The organism is Bacteroides sp. GD17, from assembly GCF_038448625.1.
In the GTDB taxonomy this organism is placed as follows: domain Bacteria; phylum Bacteroidota; class Bacteroidia; order Bacteroidales; family Bacteroidaceae; genus Bacteroides.
In genome coordinates, this window is record NZ_JBCEZS010000006.1 from 246,313 (window position 1) to 269,898 (window position 23,586).

Annotated in this window: 23 protein-coding genes; 2 read left to right on the forward strand and 21 right to left on the reverse strand. The window is 40.8% G+C overall.

Going from position 1 to position 23,586, the window contains the following annotated elements; all coding sequences use genetic code 11:
* Nucleotides 1-124: 124 nt before the first annotated feature.
* The 14 genes from AAE250_RS12055 to AAE250_RS12120 all read right to left on the reverse strand — a co-directional run bounded on the left by AAE250_RS12055 (nt 125) and on the right by AAE250_RS12120 (nt 13,274).
* Entirely contained in the window at nt 125-688 is a 564-nt protein-coding gene (locus AAE250_RS12055; protein ID WP_342288961.1) for a DUF6549 family protein, read from the reverse strand.
* Nucleotides 685-1,392 (reverse strand): hypothetical protein, encoded by a 708-nt coding sequence (locus AAE250_RS12060; RefSeq protein ID WP_342288962.1) that lies wholly within the window; start codon nt 1,390-1,392, stop codon nt 685-687. The genes AAE250_RS12055 and AAE250_RS12060 overlap by 4 nt, the downstream gene beginning before the upstream one ends.
* A gap of 29 nt (nt 1,393-1,421) precedes the next feature.
* On the reverse strand, nt 1,422-1,838 hold the full coding sequence (locus tag AAE250_RS12065) for a structural protein P5 (RefSeq protein ID WP_342288963.1): 417 nt from the start codon (nt 1,836-1,838) through the stop codon (nt 1,422-1,424).
* Nucleotides 1,813-2,283 carry a hypothetical protein gene (locus AAE250_RS12070; protein ID WP_342288964.1) on the reverse strand — a complete coding sequence of 157 codons (471 nt, stop codon included), beginning with the start codon at nt 2,281-2,283 and terminating at the stop codon, nt 1,813-1,815. The genes AAE250_RS12065 and AAE250_RS12070 overlap by 26 nt, the downstream gene beginning before the upstream one ends.
* Before the next feature lie 24 nt (nt 2,284-2,307).
* Nucleotides 2,308-2,571, reverse strand: a complete 264-nt coding sequence (locus AAE250_RS12075) for a hypothetical protein (protein WP_342288965.1) — start codon at nt 2,569-2,571, stop codon at nt 2,308-2,310.
* A 3-nt stretch (nt 2,572-2,574) separates the two neighbouring features.
* Nucleotides 2,575-3,744 (reverse strand): hypothetical protein, encoded by a 1,170-nt coding sequence (locus AAE250_RS12080; RefSeq protein ID WP_342288966.1) that lies wholly within the window; start codon nt 3,742-3,744, stop codon nt 2,575-2,577.
* Nucleotides 3,745-3,750: 6 nt separating this feature from the next.
* Nucleotides 3,751-4,146, reverse strand: coding sequence for a hypothetical protein (locus AAE250_RS12085; protein WP_342288967.1), 396 nt, complete (start codon nt 4,144-4,146; stop codon nt 3,751-3,753).
* 21 nt (nt 4,147-4,167) lie between these two features.
* On the reverse strand, nt 4,168-4,650 hold the full coding sequence (locus tag AAE250_RS12090) for a hypothetical protein (protein ID WP_342288968.1): 483 nt from the start codon (nt 4,648-4,650) through the stop codon (nt 4,168-4,170).
* A 236-nt stretch (nt 4,651-4,886) separates the two neighbouring features.
* Nucleotides 4,887-5,594 carry a reverse transcriptase gene (locus tag AAE250_RS12095; RefSeq protein WP_342288969.1) on the reverse strand — a complete coding sequence of 236 codons (708 nt, stop codon included), beginning with the start codon at nt 5,592-5,594 and terminating at the stop codon, nt 4,887-4,889.
* Between the two features lie 512 nt (nt 5,595-6,106).
* Entirely contained in the window at nt 6,107-7,381 is a 1,275-nt protein-coding gene (locus tag AAE250_RS12100) for a hypothetical protein (RefSeq protein ID WP_342288970.1), read from the reverse strand.
* Nucleotides 7,382-7,446: 65 nt separating this feature from the next.
* Nucleotides 7,447-8,469 (reverse strand): hypothetical protein, encoded by a 1,023-nt coding sequence (locus AAE250_RS12105; RefSeq protein WP_342288971.1) that lies wholly within the window; start codon nt 8,467-8,469, stop codon nt 7,447-7,449.
* A 218-nt stretch (nt 8,470-8,687) separates the two neighbouring features.
* Nucleotides 8,688-9,893, reverse strand: a complete 1,206-nt coding sequence (locus tag AAE250_RS12110; RefSeq protein WP_342288972.1) for a hypothetical protein — start codon at nt 9,891-9,893, stop codon at nt 8,688-8,690.
* Nucleotides 9,890-12,760 (reverse strand): hypothetical protein, encoded by a 2,871-nt coding sequence (locus tag AAE250_RS12115; protein WP_342288973.1) that lies wholly within the window; start codon nt 12,758-12,760, stop codon nt 9,890-9,892. Before AAE250_RS12115 ends, AAE250_RS12110 begins: the two co-directional genes overlap by 4 nt.
* A gap of 1 nt (nt 12,761) precedes the next feature.
* Nucleotides 12,762-13,274 carry a hypothetical protein gene (locus AAE250_RS12120; protein WP_342288974.1) on the reverse strand — a complete coding sequence of 171 codons (513 nt, stop codon included), beginning with the start codon at nt 13,272-13,274 and terminating at the stop codon, nt 12,762-12,764.
* 266 nt (nt 13,275-13,540) lie between these two features.
* Between AAE250_RS12120 and AAE250_RS12125 the strand changes: the two genes are divergently transcribed.
* On the forward strand, nt 13,541-13,780 hold the full coding sequence (locus AAE250_RS12125) for a hypothetical protein (protein WP_342288975.1): 240 nt from the start codon (nt 13,541-13,543) through the stop codon (nt 13,778-13,780).
* A gap of 215 nt (nt 13,781-13,995) precedes the next feature.
* Nucleotides 13,996-14,583: a hypothetical protein gene (locus AAE250_RS12130; RefSeq protein WP_342288976.1), complete on the forward strand. Its 588-nt coding sequence runs from the start codon at nt 13,996-13,998 to the stop codon at nt 14,581-14,583.
* 39 nt (nt 14,584-14,622) lie between these two features.
* Here AAE250_RS12130 and AAE250_RS12135 read toward each other — a convergent pair whose 3' ends face one another.
* The 7 genes from AAE250_RS12135 to AAE250_RS12165 all read right to left on the reverse strand — a co-directional run bounded on the left by AAE250_RS12135 (nt 14,623) and on the right by AAE250_RS12165 (nt 23,571).
* A complete protein-coding gene (locus AAE250_RS12135) occupies nt 14,623-14,859 on the reverse strand; it encodes a hypothetical protein (RefSeq protein WP_342288977.1) in 237 nt (78 codons plus the stop codon).
* On the reverse strand, nt 14,859-15,626 hold the full coding sequence (locus AAE250_RS12140; RefSeq protein ID WP_342288978.1) for a Rha family transcriptional regulator: 768 nt from the start codon (nt 15,624-15,626) through the stop codon (nt 14,859-14,861). Before AAE250_RS12140 ends, AAE250_RS12135 begins: the two co-directional genes overlap by 1 nt.
* A gap of 537 nt (nt 15,627-16,163) precedes the next feature.
* Complete coding sequence (locus AAE250_RS12145; RefSeq protein WP_342288979.1) at nt 16,164-16,676, reverse strand: hypothetical protein; 513 nt, start codon at nt 16,674-16,676, stop codon at nt 16,164-16,166.
* Nucleotides 16,673-22,156 carry a tape measure protein gene (locus tag AAE250_RS12150; RefSeq protein ID WP_342288980.1) on the reverse strand — a complete coding sequence of 1,828 codons (5,484 nt, stop codon included), beginning with the start codon at nt 22,154-22,156 and terminating at the stop codon, nt 16,673-16,675. Before AAE250_RS12150 ends, AAE250_RS12145 begins: the two co-directional genes overlap by 4 nt.
* A gap of 17 nt (nt 22,157-22,173) precedes the next feature.
* On the reverse strand, nt 22,174-22,437 hold the full coding sequence (locus AAE250_RS12155; RefSeq protein ID WP_342288981.1) for a hypothetical protein: 264 nt from the start codon (nt 22,435-22,437) through the stop codon (nt 22,174-22,176).
* A gap of 17 nt (nt 22,438-22,454) precedes the next feature.
* On the reverse strand, nt 22,455-22,910 hold the full coding sequence (locus AAE250_RS12160; RefSeq protein ID WP_342288982.1) for a hypothetical protein: 456 nt from the start codon (nt 22,908-22,910) through the stop codon (nt 22,455-22,457).
* Between the two features lie 88 nt (nt 22,911-22,998).
* Nucleotides 22,999-23,571 (reverse strand): hypothetical protein, encoded by a 573-nt coding sequence (locus tag AAE250_RS12165; RefSeq protein WP_342288983.1) that lies wholly within the window; start codon nt 23,569-23,571, stop codon nt 22,999-23,001.
* Nucleotides 23,572-23,586 lie beyond the last annotated feature (15 nt).

A 23,586-nucleotide genomic window follows, 5' to 3' on the forward strand; every position in this document is an offset into this window, starting at 1 on the left:
CCGTCTTACAACCACACGCCACCTGCCCCGGCTCCCGCCGTTCCTCAACCTCCCGTAGATTTTGGGGATGCCAAAGACGACTTACCTTTCTAAACGAAAAAAGGGAGCAAAATGCTCCCTTACCTCAATCTTCTACTTTCACAATTTCATTGTAAGTTATCCTACCTCGTGGGTTATAGTTGATTATCGTTTGCTTATAACCTTTTGTTCCCCACCTCCACCAAAGGAATTTATGCTTGTGTATTCGACTTATTACAGTCGAAAGACTATCTCTTACCTCATAAGTGAATATGCTATCAGGTACACTTGCATGGAAATCTACCCACTTATCCGAATAATCAAAGCAACTATTCTTCAAAACGAATACAAGACTATCTTTTGTGATAACCTTTGTATTAGTAATGTATTCCACTTCTTTAGGCCGCAATTTCAGTTCTTTTATCAACTTTGCATCTGCACTACGCAAGTCTTCCAATTCTCCGACTTTGAGCCTCAAAACACGGCTCTCGGCCACATTCAGACTATCCCTTATCTTGTATTGCTTCAACTCCGTACAAAGGCTTTCTACATTACCTGCTTGACGAGAGCTTTCTTCCCTTTCTTTTTGCCACAACCGCCACATAGAAGCGGTAACAGCAAGGAGTAATATGATAATTACTCCTATGCAAACCTTCCATTTCATAATCAATCAGTATATACGTTTTTACCAGCATCCGCAATAACTACCCATGCACCATTACAATAGCCATATATTTTGCCGTCATTTGCAGGCATTTCAGGTATTGTATTGAGCTTTGTTTCATTAGTGGTAGCTTTACTTAATGCAGTTTGAGCCGTGCCCTTTGCTGCGTCAGCCGTAGTTTGTGCAGTGACGATCTTTCCGCCCGTTGCTGCCAACATACCGGTTAACGTCTTTTCATTGGTAACTCCAGTAAGAAATGTCTCTATCTCTTTGAAGGTATCAATGGCCGTAGTAGCATCAACAGTACCAACCAAAGTATCAAGTGCAGTCTTCACATCACTTATAGATTGCTCCAATTGGGATTCAGCCAATTGCGCACGTCCACTTTCGGCCAAAATATCAGATTTACTTGCAGCACTACCTCCGTCCGCACTTTCCAAGAACGAACAACTCATGGGTAATTCATTGCATCCCACTTTAATATGTTGACCGGCAATTAGTCCATCAATGTTCATATCACAAAACTCTCCGGCACTAAGCACTGTTTTATAAGGCACATAGTCCTTTCCATTAGAACTTTTATACACTACCACTCTATTATCTTCCGAGTCACCAAAATTGATGCTGATAGCCAACTTCCCGCTGGAAAGCTGAACCGACTGGCTTTCATACCAGTTTTCTTCTTTAAGAGTAAAATTTAAGTTTGTCATATTCTTACAATTTTATGTTTACCAGCTAATTATATCAATTCCCAGCCTTTCTTAACATCGGTCATATTGGCTGGTACACCATTCTCCACATAACTCATTGCGGCCACAATTGAAATAAGCTGATCCCGATTATTCCGGCTCAAAACTGTATGGCGCGAAATCCCCGAACGCTTTTCTACTGTAGTAATATACGCATCCGTATTATTTTCACATGGCGGTGCCCAGCGCATAATGACATCTTCAAGTTCGTTTGAAACGCCGTCTTTATCAGTATCGTACTTATTCAGAATATAAGTCTGAATAGTCTTAAAGGCAGCGCGATAGCCGTATGCCATAGACATGAATTGAAAAAAGCTCTTGTCTGTTTGTATTGCAGACAAACCTTGCCATTTTGTATTATTTCTCCGTATATTTAACGGGTTATTGTTCCGTAGTCCTCGTGTCATTTTTATTCTCCTTTTCTTTTTGTGATTCAAACAATATTTGTGCTGCCAGCCGAGCAATATCATCCTTATTCTCAATAATGATGCTCATAGTCTTTTCTGCCTTCCGAAGTTCTTCCTTTTCCCAACTCTTTTCGCGTACGCTCTTAAACTCGCAAAAACATACATAAGCTGCCCATAACATCGCAAATATGGGGAATGGAATGACTACACAACAGATAAGATCAATCATAGTCAGTACCAAAAATGGACTGAAATATTTCTTTGCTTTCGTTGCTGTCTTCTTATACTTAGCTGATGTACGAAGTTCTCCACGTTGCTTTGCCTTTTGAACACCTGAAATAAAGTCCATAGCCATTGCCACTATGATAGCTGCCGTACTTACGGCAATCAAAACCAAATGCAAAAACAAGTGGTCTTGAATAAACGTTTCAATTATATCTTTCATATTTTCGTGTTTGTGTTTTGAATGTTATCCCACTAAAATCTTATCTATCGCATCTATAAAGGCAGGTGAACATAAGCTCGCGTATTCTCTAACCATGTCACACTCTCTATCGTCATATTCCGTCTCTCCTTTAGAGTTGAATATTTTAAATGCGAGGGCGTGAGCCTCTATACCCCTACCAAGTTGATAAATGATATTGGAAAAGTCTTTCTTATAGTTTTCAACAGAACACCTTGTCTTATCAATATCAACAAATATTTCAATTCTTTCAAAATTTATCTTCTTCATAATCTACCAGTTATTATCTCTAAAAGCTCCAATAATAAGACCTCTACCAAGTAAATTGGAGGCTGGTGAAGGATATGAGAACGTTTCTAATTTTACCACCTCTGCTATTTCCCCACCATTCCATGCGACTTTACCACCGTTAACATATATATCTACATTGTTTCGATCATTATTTGCATTTACTACCAGTACCCTTTGAGATTCTGCCATACTCAAATCATATCTATAAGTGGTTGAAGATATAATTTTGAATACAACTATATCTACTGGCATACCGGACTCATCTCCAGTAGTGCTGCCATAGCAAGGTACAGTATGATAAGTCTCATTGTTATTTGAGGTCGCAGAAGTAAGAGTTACATACACCCCTGACGTATTCACTCCTTTTGTGTAAAAATACCCATAAGAACCTCTAACCTCTAAAACCGTCCTTTCCCTGGCACCGAACATGCCTCGACACCAAATATTCGCCGAATAGAAACGATAACTTCTGCCTTTTGAACTATCGTAACCTTGATGAAACATATCGCCGTCAAACCACATTTTTCCATCACTTCCAAAACTAATGCCTCCAAGAATATCTCCATCCTTATTAACGCAATTCAATCGGGTAAAAGAACCTGATACACCTTTTAATGTTCCTTCAAAAGTGCTATCGCCAGTAATAACGGCACCGGCGGCATAAAGCTTTCCGCCTATACTAACCTTAAACGGTGCACTTCCCGGTGCTGTAGCCCCAACCCACAGAGGATAATCGCCACCCACAAGTCCAGCTGCAACAGTACTATTGTCCGCTTTCATAATCAAAAGCTGATTACCCTGCATAAATCGGAGAACCGCATTTTGAGCCATAATAAGCGGAGTATAAACCGGTACTAAAGAGTTAAACTTTTGCCAGTAGGTTGTATTAGTAACTGGAATGGAAGCACTGGAAGTATGCGTCTTCAAGCATTTGTAAGCATTAAACGTATTGGCACCAGTAGTTACAATTGCAATATCCAAATATCGGGTGCCGGAAGTCAAAGCCTCGTCATTGCGAAATTCTATGCCTTTAGCCCATTCAGACTGCCGGAGAATACAGCCTTGTAAGCCGTCATTCCCCGGTTTGCCATTAGAACCGTCAGTTCCGTTTTTGGCCTTTCTTCGTATCAATATATGACCTTGTGCTTGCATAAAGGATTATTTTATGTTTTCCAAGACAGCCTTTGCAACTTCTTTAGCTTTGGTACGGTAATTCTGATAGTCCGCATATTCTTGCAAGTATTCTGTACGCTTTTCTTCTGTTAATCCCGAAGTCGTATCGCGTGCCATTTCCAAGTTGGCGAAAATGGCATCCCGCTTGTTTGCATCATAACGATCCATGATGATAGCACTTACTATGTTATCATAATCATGTTCACCTTCAACGTCCACATTCTCGCATACATACTGGTCTTCAACCACTACGTCTTCCGAACCGGCACTTCTTACAGCGTCCTTTCTTGCAAAGTCAAAGTAAATACGCAATAATGCACCTTCAACTACAGTTTCTACACCAGTCGGCAATTCACCGATAAGAGTTCCATAACTTTTCATAATCTACCTCCAGTTTTAATTTTATTCTTCAAAATAATAAGCACTCTTCCCGTCACCCAGCGAACGCCGCTTTATAATCACATTCTCTACCGGAAAAATCTTCTGACCGTCTTTCTCCGCTATGCGAGCCTGATCCAGTACATCTTTCAGATTATAGCAGTTAGTGATAAACTTGCTACGTTGCCCGTTCTGCTCAAAAAGAACGCAATAACGGCCTTCACCTTGTTTTGTCTTAACGTTTGTCTCAAAATCCACAATAGTAATCGGGATATTGAGAATATTCATTAATCTTGTTTCTTGTACATCAAAGAACTTCTTTCCATCCTTTGTTTTTCCACTCTGTTTGATACCTTTATCCGCAAAACTCATATCATTATTACTTATAGTTTTCCACAAATTTTTGCAATCTCCCCACTTGCACCAGCCCCAATAAGCGGCCAGTATCTCGTGTCGCCGTTTCCGGCTTTTTATCCGTTTTACTTTTCGGGCAAAATTCTGTTTCATGCTTTTACGCATCCTCACATTATTTTGTGTGAAGCAATAACCCAAAAAGTTAATCCTTCTTCCTCTTGCTTCGTTTTCGCTTTCTATGCCTTTTGTTTTCATTTCTAATCTCTGCGCCTATCGGAGCAATACAACTGTTCGCCTTTACTATTAGTCCATACTTTGCACTCTCCCGTTCATATACCCGGAGAAGGAACAAGGCTTCTGCCTTTGACCGGGCCAACATGCAATTATCATCACAATAGCGGTGCAGGCATTTCACCCGGTAGCGTTCCTTCATCACATGATCTATCGGGCTTGCCGCGAAATTTCCGAGAGGTTGGCTTGTAAATGCTCCAATCGGAACACCTCTTTTTACGTTCAATCTCATTTTTCAATACTTCTATTAATTCTTGCTCACTGTTATACGACAATACAGCGATTTCAATCAGTTTGATAAATCTTTCGTCTTTGAATTTCCGTCTCAATGAAGCTATGATAACCTCGTGAGGAATACTTTGATAGAACTTCTTAAAGTCAGTCTTTACAAACCATTTATATTCCGGGTATTGGCGTAGAAAACGCTTCATCCTTTTTACTCCAAAATGAAGTCCCTTACCCTTTATACATGCACTGGTATCATAAATCAGGCTTTTATAGACATCTTCTCCGATTACCCTCATAATTGCATGATGCAATATACGCCAAGGGAAATACTTTTGTTTGATAATATCTCTTACCTTTCCGGCATCACTTTTCACCTGCATCAAGCTATATTCCGGTGGTGGGAAATTAAATGTCAATATCATTTCTCTCAAAGCTATCAAGTCTTCTTCCGGGTGCATATTATGTCGGCGAATAAAACGGTTCTTTTTCACTTTTCCGTCTTGCGCTTCTCTATCAGCCTCCCTAAGATTATCCATGTCGGCAATGCGTTCTATAATATGTCCCTTTCTTTTTACCATATACTACATTCTAAAATTTACACCATACTTTAAATTTTGTCTTTTCAGACTATTCTAATTATTCCGATAACTGCAAGCCCTCTATGCTTGCTTGAATAATTCGCCCGGAGCTTTCGAGTTTCAACCTACTAACACCGCTTGTTGCCTTTCGCAAGTTAGGCAACCTTTCTGCATACTTGATTTTCTGACATCGTAACCTATTGATTACTACGTTGCAACGGCATAAGCCCTGCAAGGTCATGGCTTGGGAAACTCGTAGATTTCTCTACGATAAATTAAGTATGGCGAGAGCCGATATTCGCGTTCGAGTTCGACCAGTCGTTATTCGAGTTCGCATAGGCGAGGCCGCAATTCGCACCGTTATTCGCATTACCGCCCCAAAGAACCAGCTTTGTTTCCCTCCGCCAACCGTCCACGCCTTTCAGCTTTCGTCCCGTTATCCGTTACCGCAAAACGAGAAGGTGGACGGGTTTTAATTAATTGAAATTCAAAGAACTATCATTTTAAATTCATTAGACGGACATCAATGCTGCGCCGCTAACAAATGTTAAATTTCCAAAATAAGCAAGGCGAGAGCCGACAGCCGCGGACGAGTACGACCAGGCGTTACTCGAGGCCGCAGAGGCGAGGCCGCAATACGCACCGTAAGACGCATCACCGCCCCAAAGAACCAGCTGGCCAGTAGTGTTTGCCCAAGAATAGTCAGCCCAATAAGAAGTGCTACTCCCACCTATTTTTTTCGGGAATATATCGCAGTGTTCACCAAGAATAATCTCTTGAACCTGACCAGAAGCCGTCTGCCGGGTAGCTTGTCTGTATTCACCATTAGGGTGCGCAGCCAATTCAGCAGTGGTTGGGAGTCTGTTCCCCTTGTAAATAAAAATTTCCGTTCCGCTTTGCGCACTGTTATTGGAACTACCGCAAAATACTCCTTGCAGAAACTCCCATTGCCAACCGTAAGGATCTTCTATTCCCATCATATTTACCCGAGAACAATTCACGCCGGTAACACTGCCGTTTACTACAGAAATGCCGATCTTCCCCCAATTATCCCCAAGACTCTTGGTTGCTCCGGTTTTCAATGCTGCCGCAGTTGCCCATAAGTCCAAATTAGAACTACCACATACACCATAACCGAGTTTTGCTTGGATATTAGTGTCGCCATATTCAGAGAGGCCAAGCATCAACATCAACTTACGCTGATCGTAGTCAGTCAGCCCCCATTCCTTACCGTTCACTTGTGCAGCCGTCCAAAACGCATTGATAGTCTTACTACCTGCCGGTGCCACTCCCGAACGAGATACAAGTGCACTTCCATTCATAGAGCCTTTGTATGCACCAATACAGTTATACATTCCACCATTGGCCCCACCGACAAATTCACCGCCAATAGGTAGCATGGAAAGCCACAATACCGGCACACCACTTACACTGTCAGTCTGTACACGATAATACAGACGGGGGCCGATCCACATCACATGACCTTTAGTTTCATCCACCGTAGTACCGTCAGCGAATACAGCACTGTTGGTAGGAGACATCTTTGCCGCCCTTCCGTCATTTGCCACGAGATAACGGCCACAATATAGCTTGTATTCTTCCCAAGCAGCCGTATTACCAATCACACCATAATTTGTGCTACTTTGAGTGGACTGTTTGATTGGAATCCCCCAAGCAACTTGTCTCAACATCTGTTCATCGCCGTTATTGATAGCGTTCATAAAGTTCTCCACCGTAATGCGCTTTACGCTACCTCCAACTTCCACCAGCACTGTATTTGAGCGCAAAATGGAAGTCACTAATGTTTCATTTCCTAATTGTTTACTCGCCATAATTCATTATTTGTTTCATATTAATTAAAATGACATTCTGCCATGACATCAACATCGTATTGAGTCCCGTTTCTGTCCGTTTCCGTTGTTGTTACAGATATGGAGTTTGTTGCTGCATGTTTCAAACTCTTCCAACTTTCCTTATCCATCACGTCCATGCTCCAGGTAGCTGCCGAAGGAGCATAAGTTGCTCCGGTAGTCATGTTCACAATCTTGGCAGATACGGTTACGGGCTTTCCATCGTCCACTTCCTTGTTAGCAGAAGTTATATAGCATACTATCTGAAATTCATCAGCAGTATCAATAATGCGAACCCCGGCACGGGCTATTGGTTGTGATGCACTTGAAGTCTGATAAACTTCTGCAATGAATAGTTGCGTACCGTCCACATCATTACGAGTCACGGTTATGCTTTTCTGTCCGTTTTTGTCTGCCCAAGCTGCCGTGTCCTTATACCATTTGATATAATAGTCAGTGATGGCATTGGCACCGGCATAAAGTTTAGACGTTAAAGTGCAACTTGTAACCTTACTCGTCAACTGTTCAGTACTTGCAAGTATCGTAAGATAATAGGAACTTGCACCCATATTCTGAATGGCAATGGGCAGTTCTCCAGTTAAGTTATACTCTACGCCCGCAGTAGATGCAACACATGAATAAGTAAGTGTATCACCTGCAACATTCGTTTTGCTTGCCAAGTTGCCAACAATCTTGATTGCTCCAGTACTAGTATAGAGCGAGAACTTTCCCGTACTATCTTTCTTCCAGCCCCCACTTTCAGCACCATTGAAGTTCAGTGCTACACCGTTATATACCCAACTATGGCGGGATAAGCTAACAGCCAAGCCACGTGCCGAAGTCACCTTTGGAGTACGCACCGGTTGGTTTGCCGCCACAGTCCAGTCAGGCGATACGGCTCCGCTTTCTTCATCCACTGCCTGAAACAAAGCAATGCCGTTATTCTCGAAAGTCAGCATCAGACTGTCATTGGAACGAAGACGTTTAATGGTAATGCTATTTTGAGCACTATAACTTTCTGCCATATTCCCAGCCTCCTTCTGAAATTATTTGGTTAATACTTGTGTTTGTATAAATTGTCCCGTCTATAGCGGGCAACCTTTCATCCAGTCCTCCCGTAAGTGAAGATAAACACACCACTTCCTTTTCATTCAAGATGATTAAGTCCTCTTTCGTCAAATGTCCCATCAACAGAACTCCGACATCCATTGCCTTCTCTTTATTTGCTATGACATACCTCATATCAATTATTTATATAAATGTTTCCACTAATATCCGTATATTCATTCGTGCCGTCCGTAAGCACCGAAAAAGCTTTCTTCTGTTCAGCCTTAATGTACACGTCCAGCCAATCATCGAGATATGTTTCACCAATGCCAGTTGCATCCAGCATGATTACTGCCTTGTCACCTTCTTGCCACTGTACTTCGGTCTTATTCGCACTATCTGTAAACCATACCATGCGGATGATAGGTGCCGGTATTGATACGATTTCTCCATTCCATTGCACCATAGCCACGTTTCGGTGTAGAATTTCATCAGGGTTGATAGATGCTTGACTTGCCGGTACACATGTAAATTTGGGATAAACACGATTAACCGAAAATTGCTGCCTTGCAACCTCCTTACTACCAACCTTTATCAACACTAAGTAGTCACCTTTCTCTATCAGACGCAAATCCAATGTAAGGCTGGTTAAGGACAAAGCAATTACTTCATGGTTGGCCGTAGTTAGCCTCGTTTGACTTGATGCACTATTCACTTGATAAAGCTCAACAGTATATCCCGTGGTAAGCTTATTCACACCTTTTGTCACCATTAACGGGATGGTACGCTCGTATGAATTTTCATCCAAAGCGGCGTTTCTATTAGCCGTAGATGCAGAAATTAGTTTGTTTGCTACCTTATAATCATACAATAAGAGCTTGTCAAGAAATGGATTATATTGAATAATCTGACTGTCACCTATAGATAGTCCGTAGGTATCTTCACTCTTATCTACCGTTGTCAGTACAATAGTGTCCGTTTTCACGGGAATATTCACGCCAAGACGAGTATCAGCTATCACACCCTCAAAGTGTAACTCAAAATTTTCTCCTGTAGCTACATTTCTACTAATAGTAATGGCACCGCGGGTATCTCCAACCGTATCTATGCTGTACTTTCCACTCCATGAACTTACTGTAGAAAGATTCTTTCCATTAGCAAACCAGTTCATTTCGGCCAATAAAGAATTGACGTAAGGCATATCCCAGCTTCCATCAGAGGTATTTGCGATAATTTCCGGTAAAATAACTAACGGAGTAGCCCCACGGTCAGGATCATACTCATTAACCGCCGAATTATAGACCTGATTGGCCGGGCTGTTCGGTGTCAATATTTTCAAGCTTACCGCAAGGGTAAGAGGTTGAAATTCCTTCCTGATTCTTTTCTTCTCACTTTCTATCATATTGTCAAAATTGCTTCTACAACTGCCGTTTCATTTGTTGCCGTAATGGTAAATAAGGTACTTACTACCGTTACAGAATTATTTCCTAAATCACTTATTTCCTTTGTGTTATATATTGTAATTGAACCGTTAAACTCTTTGTGTTTGATGTTCCATGCCTCATCGTCAGCAGTATCTCCACTATCTCTTCGGATAGTCCACTGTCTCACCGTGTCCGTAATGTCTTCCCAGCCTTTAAAAACCTTGCAAGTAATATCCATTGACTCGCCATAAGCCAAAAAATTATCGCCTTGTGTATCAATCTCAATACGTACAGGAGCTTCTATTTGCAGTTGCTCTATTGTACCGGTCATATAGATATTATTCAGATAGGCAGAGTAACCGGTCATTTCCAGTCCGAAAATATTAAGGTTACTCAAATCTCCGTCCTGCATGGCAATCATACTCTTTGTAAATTCCCAATCATTCATCCCAACCAAGAAACGGCGATAAGTTCTTGTCTCATAAGCCGAGGTCTGACGATCTTTGTTGGTGAAATTACCATAAGCCACGAAATGCAGGGCAGCGCACGGATGAAAAGAATATTGCCAACGGTCAGAGATACCACGGAGCACATAACGGAATCTTTTGTTTGTTCCGGCATCGAGAATTTCAGTAATACGGAAATAGATCGTGCAAAAACCGGCAAACATACGATTGCCACGGCTATCATCCATATCAGAAGTAGCATTATTAGCCAATACTTCATAGTCATGGAAATACCCCATACAAATATCATCTACAGCCACAGCACCAATTTCACCGTCTTGTAGTTTCAGAGTCACGGTGCCCGAACGTAACATATTACCGTCAGCATCATAATCAGGTTCTACACTTTCAATGATACCCGCACCGGGCGAACGCCATTTGTCACCGATTACAATTTCGGCACGATTAAAACGTAATTCGGGCACCTCTAAGAAACGGCGTAAAGTAAGACTTTCCATATAGCCACGCCCCATACTGTCTATCTTTGCACCAAATCCGGTCAGACCTTCGGCAAATCCGCTTGCGCCAAAAATGGCACCGGCCAAGAAACTGATAAGTCCGGCCGCTGTATCATTGTGAGTACGGGAAAGGAAAAGCTGGTTACCCAATGAACGGATTATAGATTGTATCTGTTGGGTATTCAAGCCACCGGTGCCTTGCCCACCGCCCGCAATAGAATCTATTTGATTTTGAATTTTGTCAAGTGATCCTACGGCCTTTTCATTCCGAAGCGTCATGGTGTACTTCGGTATCATATCTTCACCCTCTTTGATAACAAGGGTATCAATTATGATACTTCCATTAATGCCGAGGTCTTCATCCGTGAACAACATCAGATCACCTTCTTTAATCGTGTCATGTATGCTTGATTCGCCTCTTGCAATAGCTTCGTCATGCTGACGTGCCATGAATATATCATCTACTTTTGGTTCATAAGAATAGCGTACATAGTCATTCTTTGCAAGATATTCCTTTGCTGCGGTAAGTAGTCGTTGGGAAGCGGCCTGAATATAAACATCCGGCATATCAATATACAATAGCACAAACTTATCCCCAGCCTTAATATTGTAGTCTTTATAAGGGAAATAAAGTTTCAATCCTTCATCATAAACGCGATTACAAGTCAATACATACTTATTTCCCTGCTTTTCGCATTTTGTAATCTCAAACTCCCGTCCTCCGCACATTCCGTCTTTCATGGATATGGCGGCTGTTTCCGAAGTCAGATAATCATTAATATCAAAGCCTACATCTTTCAAAGTCATGGTAAAGGGAGGAATTACTTCGCCTTCCTTTAAATTATCCATTGTACCATCGTCCGTTAACTGTTCGGCACCGGCCACTTCGTCAAGATTTCCATTATCACCGGCATCCAGCGAAATGCTGATACCTGCATCCCTCAATTGTTGTGCGGTCATTCCCTCCATTGAAGGATATATTTCTTCCAGATCACCGGTACCGTCAAAATACACACTTCCTTCCCGTATGCCAAGTGCAGTAATATTCTTACTGTCGATATACGGATCAAGTGTAGTCTTCGGAAAACTGGGCAACATCAAATTTTCCACCGCCATGTTGTTTGGCAGGAAATTGGTAAGAGAACTATTTGCCAGTTTATTGTAATACCGGTTAGGCATGTTTTGAGTACTACCATAAGCCCTCAATCGGGTAATAATTTGCTGGTCGGCCTCTGCTGTTCGCTGTATTTCATACAAGCCATTGCCACGGCCGTATTTGAAGATGTTTCCAACCGCTATTCCCGCAGTTCCGATTGTGATAGTCCGGCCGCAGATAACAAAGTTTGCTCCGAATTTTGAATTGAACAATTCCAGTGCACCCCACACTTTGATATTGTTTATATCAATATTCACGTTCGTAGTGCTCACATACTCCGGATGCACTACAACCGTCCATTTTTGTTCTCCGGCATATATACGGTCAAGATTAACCTGAACACGGTCTGCCAAGTCTTGTATGGATGAAGCAAAGAAACTGAATTTGGGTAAAGATGTGAAATGTATCTGATTATCACTTTTCACATAATCAAGAAAATCACATCGTGTCAATTCATCACCCGGCCAGTTGAACTTTACACTGTCATAAATGAATGCTTCCCCCGAAGTTTTTCTTGCTGCCTTTTTGAGTGCCGTAGGATCATAGTTTATTTCAAACTTCTCACCACGGTACGTTATGTAATCGCCTATTTCAAAAGATATAGGTACAGCACTTTTCAGGGTGCTTGTCACGAAACATGCCCCCATCCACGTACCGTTATATTCCAAATTTTTGATTATGCAACGTACCGTATTACCAGTTTTATCATAAACCTTCCACGCCATACTACTTCTTTTCAACCAATGAAACTATCTTTGTAGGTTCGGCCACGCTGTATGAAGGAACTATTTGAGTCCGCGGATCAGTCACCCGGAATTTCACCGGGAAGGTCAAGACTTCATCCATATTGGACTTACTAAACTCAAAATCCCCAACTTCCAGTAAGTAAAGCCCTTGTCGTCCGATACCCGTATGCGAGTTGTATATTTTTAGAGTGGCACCGTCACCGTTTTCACCCGTGAGATAATTTTGAAAAGCCATTATTTTATCGTATGCAGTACCCAAGTCTCCTTTATAGCACATCTTAGCCTCTAAGTCGTATGCCTTCAATGGTAGTTTATCGGGTATGTAGGTATCTTCACCGTTTTCTCCCGGCCAATCCCGTTTCGGTAGGTCTTTTGTTTCCCCACCTGGCTTGAACGGAAATTCCGTACATACAATCTCGAAATGCACCAAGCTATCCTTAACTGGCGCGTTCTCCATTGTCTTCTGCATCAATATTGAATACGGTTCATTCATACACACATATAAAAAAAAAGCTTGCCGCAGAGATATTTATACCTCTACAACAAGCTCTATGGCCTTACATTAAGTTATTTCAACGCAAATATAATTGTATTTTCCATATTATCATAGAAAATAAAACTCTTTTTAATTTTTAAAGCATTATATTGTATGCCATAATAGAGTCTGATTTGTGAAATATGTTGCAAAACATAAGAATAGACTTTGATGGTGTTTTTAATAATTAATAACTTTGTCATATTATAAAGGAAGACAAATAAATGGAAGAAAATGAAGAGCATAAAATTCACCGGAATAAGCCCACGACAAAGAGCAAAGTCAGAAGCATCCGATTCGACTTAGACTTGGTAGAGTATATCTACCAGCAACCCAATATCAGTAAATTCATTAACGAACTAATCCGAAAGGAGAAGGAAAGGACTGAACAGATAAAGATTGCCGAAGTGAATGAAATATTAGATAATTGGGATTATACGGAAGGGACTTTTTTAGATGATTAGCTATGTTAGGATTGATAGTTTGGATAATTATAATTCTCCTGATCTGTTTTTGTGTATTTGGTGGGCCGTGGATGATTCCTCTTTATATCATCTTTATTGTTATACTGGGTTTTATTTGGGAATTAAATATATAGATAAATTGTAATATTATGTGGCAATGCAAAAAATGTTGTACTGAAAATGACGATCAATTAAGCTACTGCAAAAGTTGCGGAATGAGTAAGATCAAATCACTTCGTCAGAGTCCGAAGAGGAAAACTAATGGCACAAACAAATCATTTCCAATAGATACTAATTTCTTGCTGGGAATATTTGCCATCATTATTATTGTCGTTGTATTTTTCTTCTCCCTAAGAGCATGTAATACTACCGATAGGGCAACAGGTGCAGATTCTGAAATGTCCAATCCTCTCAATTATACTGATGATTTTTATATAGTAAAGGATTGTGCTGCCACTTATACAAAAGAAGATTTTGAGACAATGATTGATTACGTAAATAGAGGTAATAAATCCAGTTTTGAAGACATGGTACTTAATGGAAGAATAGTTTATCTCTATAAAGGCGACAATGTGAAGATTGAAGAAATGGGCTTTGGCTGGGCAAAAGTTAAAACTGAAAAAGGTCAGTTTGTATATGTTGTAAAGGAGATACTATCTGATAAAGTTTATGATTCTAATGGAGATATGAAATATCATCATCAGGAAACTGGTGATAAACAAAAAAGATATGGCGGTAGTGCCGAGCAGCAACAAGACTTGGAAATGATAGATGAATATGCCAAAACGCATCCTGACTTTTAACTCAGTTAATGGGCTGGTTCATAGTCCAGCCCATTATTATTATGGTATTTTCTTCAAATCATCCAACATCATTTGACCGTCCATCTTAGTAAAATCAATATTCCCAAAGCATTCTATTGCGTATGACATATCACCAGTGCATGTTTCAAGCATAAGTTCTAAGGATTTCTGAAACTCCACACCTTCATTGTATGAAATTGGAATAAAACCATTGCCATCGTGGATAATGCCTAATCCAATTCCATTGTCTTCTATATGGCACCATTGTATCTTCATCAAGCTATCCCTTTTTCTCTAATTAAATTCGATATAATGCTGTATATCTTATCAAGAAAATGGTTACGTTCGGCAACATCAAGATAAGTTTCTTTTTTCTCTTTCTTATACGCCTTTACAGAAATATGATATAAATAATACAGCTGATCGTAAATCTTATGCCATATATCTCGTTGTTTGGTATTTGTTGCATTGGCATACCGATTTACCAGTTGCCGGATATTATCACGTACTGACATTTGAGGTATTAAATCAGGTGAAACAGTTACGGTCAAAAGCATTTTCCCGTTTTCTTCCCGTTCTTGTTCCATTGCATCAAGACGTTTTTCAACATTTGAAATGCGTTGTTCATATTCAAGGTTAATATTAGCCTGCATTGCGAACATTTGTGCAGAAGAAAGAGGTTTCTGCGACTGTTGTTCTTTCAAGGCTTTCTCCATTGCGTTGAAGGCTGCAATATAGTCCAGTTTAAATTTCAAAGCCTTCTTCCCGGTAAATCCCATTGCTAAAAGAGTAAATCCATCACGGTTCATTATAAATCTCCTTGCAGTTTTTACACCTCCATTAGGCTGAGGAACGTCTTCTGTATATTCAACGAACATGTCCCGTACTTTTACGTTACATTCATTATCAGCGTTTTGCAATAAATTATCTATTGATCTAACTACATCATTGGGTTCTTTCCCAAACTTTCCTGCCACAAGAATACTGTTTGTCAATGCTTGGCAATTTTCACCTTTAAAAACTAATTCTCCAAAATTTTCCATATCTTTGCACTTGTAAAGTTAATGCTTTCCCCATCAGCGGCTCGGACATTTCCGCTTTTGGGGAATTATTTTGTCCGATCTTGTAGTAGGTAGGGAATCGAACCCCAATACGCCATTACTCGTACCTACCGAACCCTCCTTACTATATAGCCACACCTGACATAATAATAAAGAGAAAGGGTAAACATTAAAGAAGCCTATTGTGGTGGTTTGCTTCAATAATGAATACCCATAATATTTTTTTCATCATCCAACCACCACGAGGAATGATTAATAACGTTGTTTCTGATGCAAATATAAAAATGATACATTTAGTACGCAACACACTTAAAATCAGAAAAATAGCATCAGTAAGTATCGGTAAGAAACGGTAAATATCAGTAAATAAAAATAGCTATTTATGCGCTGACATTTAGACACAATATAAATAAGCCTACATACAGATATGTCGTAAGCCATTTCCAACTCCTAAATATGATACCATAGCAAATAAATGGAATGGTAAACGTCACAAAACGAGCATGTTACGATTTTATGTTAGTCCCTATCCGTTTTATATCTCACCATTACATTCCCCTCGCTTTCTACATTACAGTCTTTACTAAGAACATATACATACACCTTAGCAACATCACTTTGCTTAACGTGCACCTTAGCCCGGTCATAAACACTCACGAAAATTTTGGCACAACCTTCCACTTCAATATTCAATTCACTATCATGGCGCAAATGAAGTGTAGCGGCTGCAAATTTCCCAAAAGAAAGTTTCCCGGAACATTTACCGTTCACAACATACACACCATTATCCCCACCGGCCACTGGCTCATCAGCAAAAACATGATTTTTATGAAGTAAGTCCCGGTCAAAATTTGCTTTTATGTATTCCACGGACGGATAGTCATGCTCAATACAAAAATCAATGCCGCGTACATACATATCAATCAATTCTTGCTGGTTTTTACTATCTTTCCAGTCACCTTGCCACTGTTGGCAGAGGCCGCACGCCACGGCGCGACCTCTTAATTCATCATTTAACTTATTCATAATCATATATGGAATTTGTTTACACCATTTACATTCTTATGCAATATATCTCTGATTTCTTCCACCAGTACAGCATTTTTTGCTGTATTAATCTGTATCATAGTCAACTGTTGTAATTGCGCTTGTGCTATCACGTTGTAGGCCGGGAACAAATCTTCAACCAGTCTGCGCACATATTCACGCTTCATGCTTACATCTGCCCGGATAGCATTGATATAAGAGGCCAATAGGTCAGCCGTGTTCTCCGTTACACTCTGCACCCCTTTAGATAGGCCGCTGCTACTTTCTTCTTCCTCCTTCATGCTGACACCATACTTCTTTTCCATATAGTCATTCAATTTGTCAAGCATGGAATAGTAATCGTCAGTCTTTTCACTGACACCCATCAAGTAGTCGGCAATGCTATCCAATTCTTTATCATCGAGAGAAAAATCCTTCCCGAAATAGCCATTCGTACCATCCTCTCCGAAGAGCATTGTTTGAAGTTGCTGCATAGCTGGCTCCAATATGCCTATTTTAAGAATAGAGTTCATCACATCGCCCATAATGTCTGCAACCTTGTTTTTAAAGGCTACGGCTCCATCTTCACCCTTTTGCCAAGCCTCATACAGAGCATCCCCCAATTGTGAAGCCCAATCTTTTAGGTTGATACCATAAAGAGATTCTGCCGTTTCTTCGGCAAAGTCCTTTATTTGTTGCTTCATTTCGGCGATCTGATTTTCATAGTCGGCCACCTTGCTATCATCAGTCTTTTTCTTATCAATTTCAGCTTGGCGTTGCAGTTGTAATTCTGAAAGTTGTTCCTGCATCAATGCCCGCTGATAACCGTATGCACCACCTTCATCGTATGCAGTAACCCGTTTTTGCAGTTTTGCTGCTTCTTGCTTATATTTCTGCAAGGACATTAAATCAAAAATGTTAATCTTGCCTTTGCTACGTATTTCATTAATCTGACGGTTCAACTGATTCAACTGGCTACGGTCATTTTCAGCATCTACCAACTTCAAATCAGTACCACTGCCCAAGAAACGTTCAAGAATACCGTCAATCTGTTCATATACATTCTGCAACTGTTGGGCGCGAAGCTTACTCTTTTCAATAGCCTTATCAAGTCTCTTATCATGGGCTTGTGCTATCTTCCCAATCCAGTTAACAGCTTCACCGGCTGCGGCAGCAATACCACCCACAATACCACCTTTGGCAAAGCCTTGCCCAATATTGCTTATAGAAGTCATGGCATCTTGTACATTACCCATAGAGTCTGCCATTCCTTCATTGCCAAGGGCATCAAACATACTCGACATCTGCCCAGCGAATGCTCCGACAAGCTCCGCACTATCCGCGGCACTTTCACCAATAGCTGATAATTTTTCAGTTAGGCTCTTTTCGTCTTCATCCCCATTCTTTTTCGAGAAAAGGTCTTTTATATTTTTTACAAGGGTAGCAAAAGGATTCTTTTGCAAACCTTCTTTGTACAAATCTTGTATAGCTTTTCTTAACTTCTCTATTTGGGAATATGTACCACTAACATCAACTTTGTTGCCATCCGCATCGTTATACCATGAAGTATAAGAAACTGGTTTACCATTCTTATCTTTCTTTACGGTAGCATTATCAATAATTTGTTGTGCATAGTTGGATGCTTCTTGTATCTGCCCATACGATTTGTAAGTCTGATCTCCGAAAATCTGTTCCCATACTGGAAGTAATTCAAGCAACTGTCCCTTTAATTTCGTCACTTCTTCTTTATATTCGGTAAATAAAGCTTTCTGCCCAGGAGTCATGCCGTCTTCATTTCCAAAAAGTTCATTGTTCTCACCTATGAATGTACCGGTAAGTGGAGCATACTTTTCACTCAAATCTCGTATCTTTTCAGCTATGGACTTATACTTGTTAATAGCATTTGCTTCCTTCAATTTTACTTCCAAGCTGTCTTTCTCAATGGCATCCTTTGCCTCTTTCCACGCACTGAAGAACTGCTTATACAAAACACTATCCTTGCCGCCAAAAGCTTCGGTAGCCTCTTCTTCTTTAAAGCTAAAAGGTACATATATACCTTTCTCTTTCATTTTCTTCTGTACGCTGTTTGCTAATTCCTCGGCCTTATTTTCATATTCAGACAACGCACCGAAAGCATACAGTGAAGCATCCCTCTTATTTGTTCCGGCATCGGTAAGTTGCTTGTAAATATCCCATTTCTTCGAGACATCAGATACATACTTCTCAATCTCTTTAGAAGCCTTATCCGAAGCCTCTTTCATGGCATTGGCATCAATATCCAAAAGAACTTTCCGTATGGAAACCTTCAATTCCCTGCGTTCTTTAGTCTTGTCGTCAAGCTGATTCAGAACTTTATTCAGTTCATCCCGGTAATTATCAATATCTACCGGTTCCTTACCTTTGAACAAAGAATCAAATATCCCCGATTCCTTAACCTTATTGGCCGCTTCATCTTTCCCTACAAGAGCAATCCATTTTTTGTATTCAGCATAGGCATCTTTTAATAGACTGACACGTTCCTTCATCTTCTCGGCAAAGGCATCTTTCTTTGTACTATCCTTATTTGGATCAGTAAGGGAGAAGCCAAGTAACTTTGCCCCCTTTTCACCTCCCGTAGTTATTCCCAAAGCCTTCTTTACAGTATCAGCTACCGACCGGAGCCAACCATCAAGTTTGCTTGTATCAAGATTTTCAATTCCTTCAATATTAATGCCAGCTTCAATCAGGATAGGTTTCAAATTAGCGACTGTTCCTTTGGCCTCTTTATATGCTTTACGGATATTATTGACAATTTCATCAGGATCAGTAGATACTTTGATTTGAGCCTCATACTGCCCGTCAGTAGCTTCATTGAATTTCTGTTGCAGGTCAGATAAACTTTTTATCTTGTCTTCAAATTCAGCATTTATTTTGATATTGAATTGCTTTTCAAGAATTTCTCCATTGAGGAATCGGCGTATATGAATCGGCATTTCTTTAAACTGATCCAAAAAAGCACTTATATCCAAACCAATTGCAATTTTTTGGGCACCAGTCAATTTATCCAAGTCCCAGCCAGCGGCTTGTAACCTCGATTTGTATTCCGATATGAAGTCCTGCATGTCAGGTGCAACCTCTTCATCGAAAACACGCTTAGAATTTTTCCACGCTTCACGTAAATGGAAAATATCATCCCTATAACTGCCCAAGAATGGCAATTCATTATTCAGCCGAGCTAATGCTTTAGGATGTTCTTTGATAATATTCAGTTGCTCTTTCAAAGATTTTCCCAAAGCAACTTTCGCAAAGTCCTCATGTTTGGCTATAACCTTTTGCATAGCGGCAGAATACTCGATATAGTTGCCGGTCATGCTGTCTATGATTTTATCAACCTTCTTTTCAGATTTGATATAATCTTCGATATTCTCACTGAAACTATCATCAAAATTTCCATCAGTAGCTTCATTGGCATACTCTGATGCGCCTTTTATATCATTCAACAACTTGTAGGCTTCTTTGGTATTATTCAGTGCATCCCGAAGCAATACATATTGTTCAGCAAGACTCTTTACACTATTCCCTTCCTTGTCAATTTTGAAAGTCTCATTGAAAGTTTCAGCCCAAATCGGCGAATAATCTTTTAATGCCGTTTTCATTTCTTCAATAGAGGAAATAAGCGAAGCGTCATTGGCTTTAAAAGGATCAACGGCAATGAATTTTTGAGCCTCCTTTGTCAGATTCTTAAAGCCGTCTTGTGCTCTTGTGGTAAGGTCAGAAATGCGTTCATTCATTTCATCCGCTTTCTGCCCAGACTTAAACCAAAGTTCACTGATTGCAGTAAGCCCCGCAAACAAAAGCATGTATGGATTGAAAAGCAATCCTTTCAATGCAAGTCCTACTTGTTTAATACCATACCCCAGTGAAATCATGGCAACGCGCCATTTACTGGTTGAGAGTGCTGCTGTCATTTCTGCACGGGAAATGCCAAGTGTCTGTATTATATGCCCAGCCTGCCCGGACTTCAATTTACCGAGAGCCATCAACCGCAAAGCATATTCCTTAGTCAAAGCCCCGCTACTTGCCAATGCTTTCCAGTCAGCGGTTGACATAGCTTTACTCGAAGCTATAACCCCTTTCTCTGCATTGGTAAGAGTACGATAACTGGAAGCGACCACCAAGTTTGCAGCTGCTTTTTGTTTTGCCGCGAGCGTATTCTTTATAAGTAGGGCATTTTCAGTACCAATCAAATGATTGGCTCCAAACATGGCAACCTTATAAACTCCAAAGGCAGCAACCGCCGCTTGAATGGCCGGAACCACTTCTTTCCAGTTTTGCGCAAGCACGGTAAGGCTTTCCGCAGTCCATTTTAATGATTTTCCCATGGACTCTGCCACGTCCCCAAGCATAATGTCAATAGCATCAGCCAAGTTCTTCCATTTGGATTTTACAGATTCAGAAAGAACTTCCTGCATATTATTGAACATGCCGCCTTCATCCGTAAGCCCCCAAAGAACATCTTTCACGTCTTCAAACGTGACTTTTTTCTTTGAAATCATATCCAGCACTTCACCGGCACTAACAATTCGGCCTTCCAATTTGCTAAAGCGTTCTGCCAACTTATCCACCATAGGAATATTAGCCTCTGTCAGTTGTCGAAGTTCCGTTCCTTTCAAAAACTTCGCTGCCTTAATCTGACCGAAGGCCAAGATGATACGCCCCATATCGACACCTACACCGGCAGAAATATCAGCCAGCCTCTTCATTGTGTCGTATAGTTCATTGTAGGGTATAGAGTATGCCGAAAGTTGTTTCGCATACTGGTTCAAATCCATAACTCCGAAGGGAGAAACAACCGCAAGTTTTTTGATTTGGTTGAAAATAGTAGTAGCCTTACCTTCATCTTGCAGGATGGAGGCCATAGCTATTTTCTGATTTTCCAATTCACCACCAATATCTACTACCGCACGTAGGAAATTCTGTGCTGCATAGATAGAATACAGCCCCAAAAACTCATTTTTCAACTGCCCTACAATACTGAACTGGCTTCTCATTGCCCCATTCATATTTAGGGTGGCTGTTACGTGCCGCCTTGCTGCATCAGCAGATCGCATACGGGCATTTGCCAAATCCAATTCGGCCTTAGTAGCACGTGCGGCTCTTTGTCGAGCAAGTTCACGCGAAGCAGCGGCAGCGGCTTCTGCTTTGGATTGAATAGCCGCAGCCTTTGCCGCACGCAAATCACTTGCCGTAAAGTTGGTATTAAGCCCGGCGGCTTGCAATGCCGCGCGAACGGCTTGCGTGGTGCTTGCTTTATCTATTACGACATTAATTTTAAATTTCTCGCTTTGAAGCAGAGTCTTCATGTCACCAACCAACTTCTTTTTGTCAAAACTTACATCAAGCTTTGCTTTCAAGTCTTTGGTGATCTCCGCTTTTATTTTTTTTCGTTGTTCCGCTGTCTTATCACGGAACATTATATCAAAATAAAGATTGCCAAGATCAGCCATATTTCATTGTGTTTATGTTACTTATAGTCGTTTATGCAAACAGCCACATTGCCATCACTGTATTTCTCTTTCCAACGGTTCGCAGCAACTTCAATCTCTTTGGCCGAAGGAGATTTAAAACCTTTTTTGTCAGGCGATTTTCCATTATCATCATCATGGTCTGTAACTACAATAGATACGTCCATTGCCAATAACTCTATTTGAGCATTTGTCAGCCCCCAATAAATCCCGAACAAAGGTTTGCTCACCGGAATGCCCAATATCCTTAATGGTTCGGTCAACCACGGATAAGATTTACCTATTTCCCAGCTTTGCCCGTAGAAGGTTCGTGAAGGATATGCTCGGCTTCCTCTTTTGTCATTGTCATCATCGTGTCCTTCATCGCGGTCAGATATATGGTAGCTGTCAAGTAGTCTTCCACTGGAATTTTTTTTTTGCCGGTAGCGATAACCTGCATCAATTCATGGTCGCCATATTGTTTGATATAGTAGAACCAACGCCATAAGACTGGATAGAAGAACTTGATTTTCCAATACCCGTTCAGAATGATGGATGCTGCACACTGGCAACTGATTTTATCATCATTCCCTGATTTCTGCATGGCATTGGTAAACTTGCGTATTGTCCCTCTTCTTAGCCATGAGATAGCATATTTCTTCCCCCGGACTTCCACATAGTCCACACTGTTTTCTACAATGTCATTCAGTAGCTTTTCATCTTCCGGTGCCGGAAGAGTAATATCTTTTTTTGCCATATTCTACTTGTGTTTAAATAAAAAAGGTGGTGGCCGGTATCAGTAGCTCACCACCTTTTCGTTAATATGAATTTTGCAAAGTATTGCCTTACGCCCCAGGAGCGGTCACCTTCTTGCGAAGAATGTAAATAGCTGCACCATTCGTATCATTCAACGGAGACACTGCTACATTAAAGTAACCGGGTTTCTCACGTTCGCTCACAAAGTTGCTGTAGCCTTCAATGTTCGGTAAGAACAAAGCGGCTGCGCGGTCTTCGCTGCGCATAAACAAGCCACCGATAACCTTTTTCGGTTCAACATTGTAACCTTCACCTTCATAGGTGATGCCGTCAATGGTAGCGGACATTTCCACGGTTTCCACTACTTTGTTCATCAGCAAGTCATTGATCTTGCCAGCTACAGAAGGAACTTGGAACTGAATATCTGCATCACCGGCATTAGCAACGGAAGTCCAAATGGCACCGGTGGTAATTTTGATTTTTGAAATATCGGCCGCACCGGTATCAAAGGTAACGCCATCATCCAAGACGGGAAGCTCCATATCGAAAGCTTTCAGTGTTGCCAAGTCTGCATTAGGAACAGTCAAGAAATAGACCTCTTTCATCTGATTAAAGAGTGTCTTCAACTCTGCCAATTTGGTAGTAATAGTCATTTCTGCCATAGTTGTAATTATTTA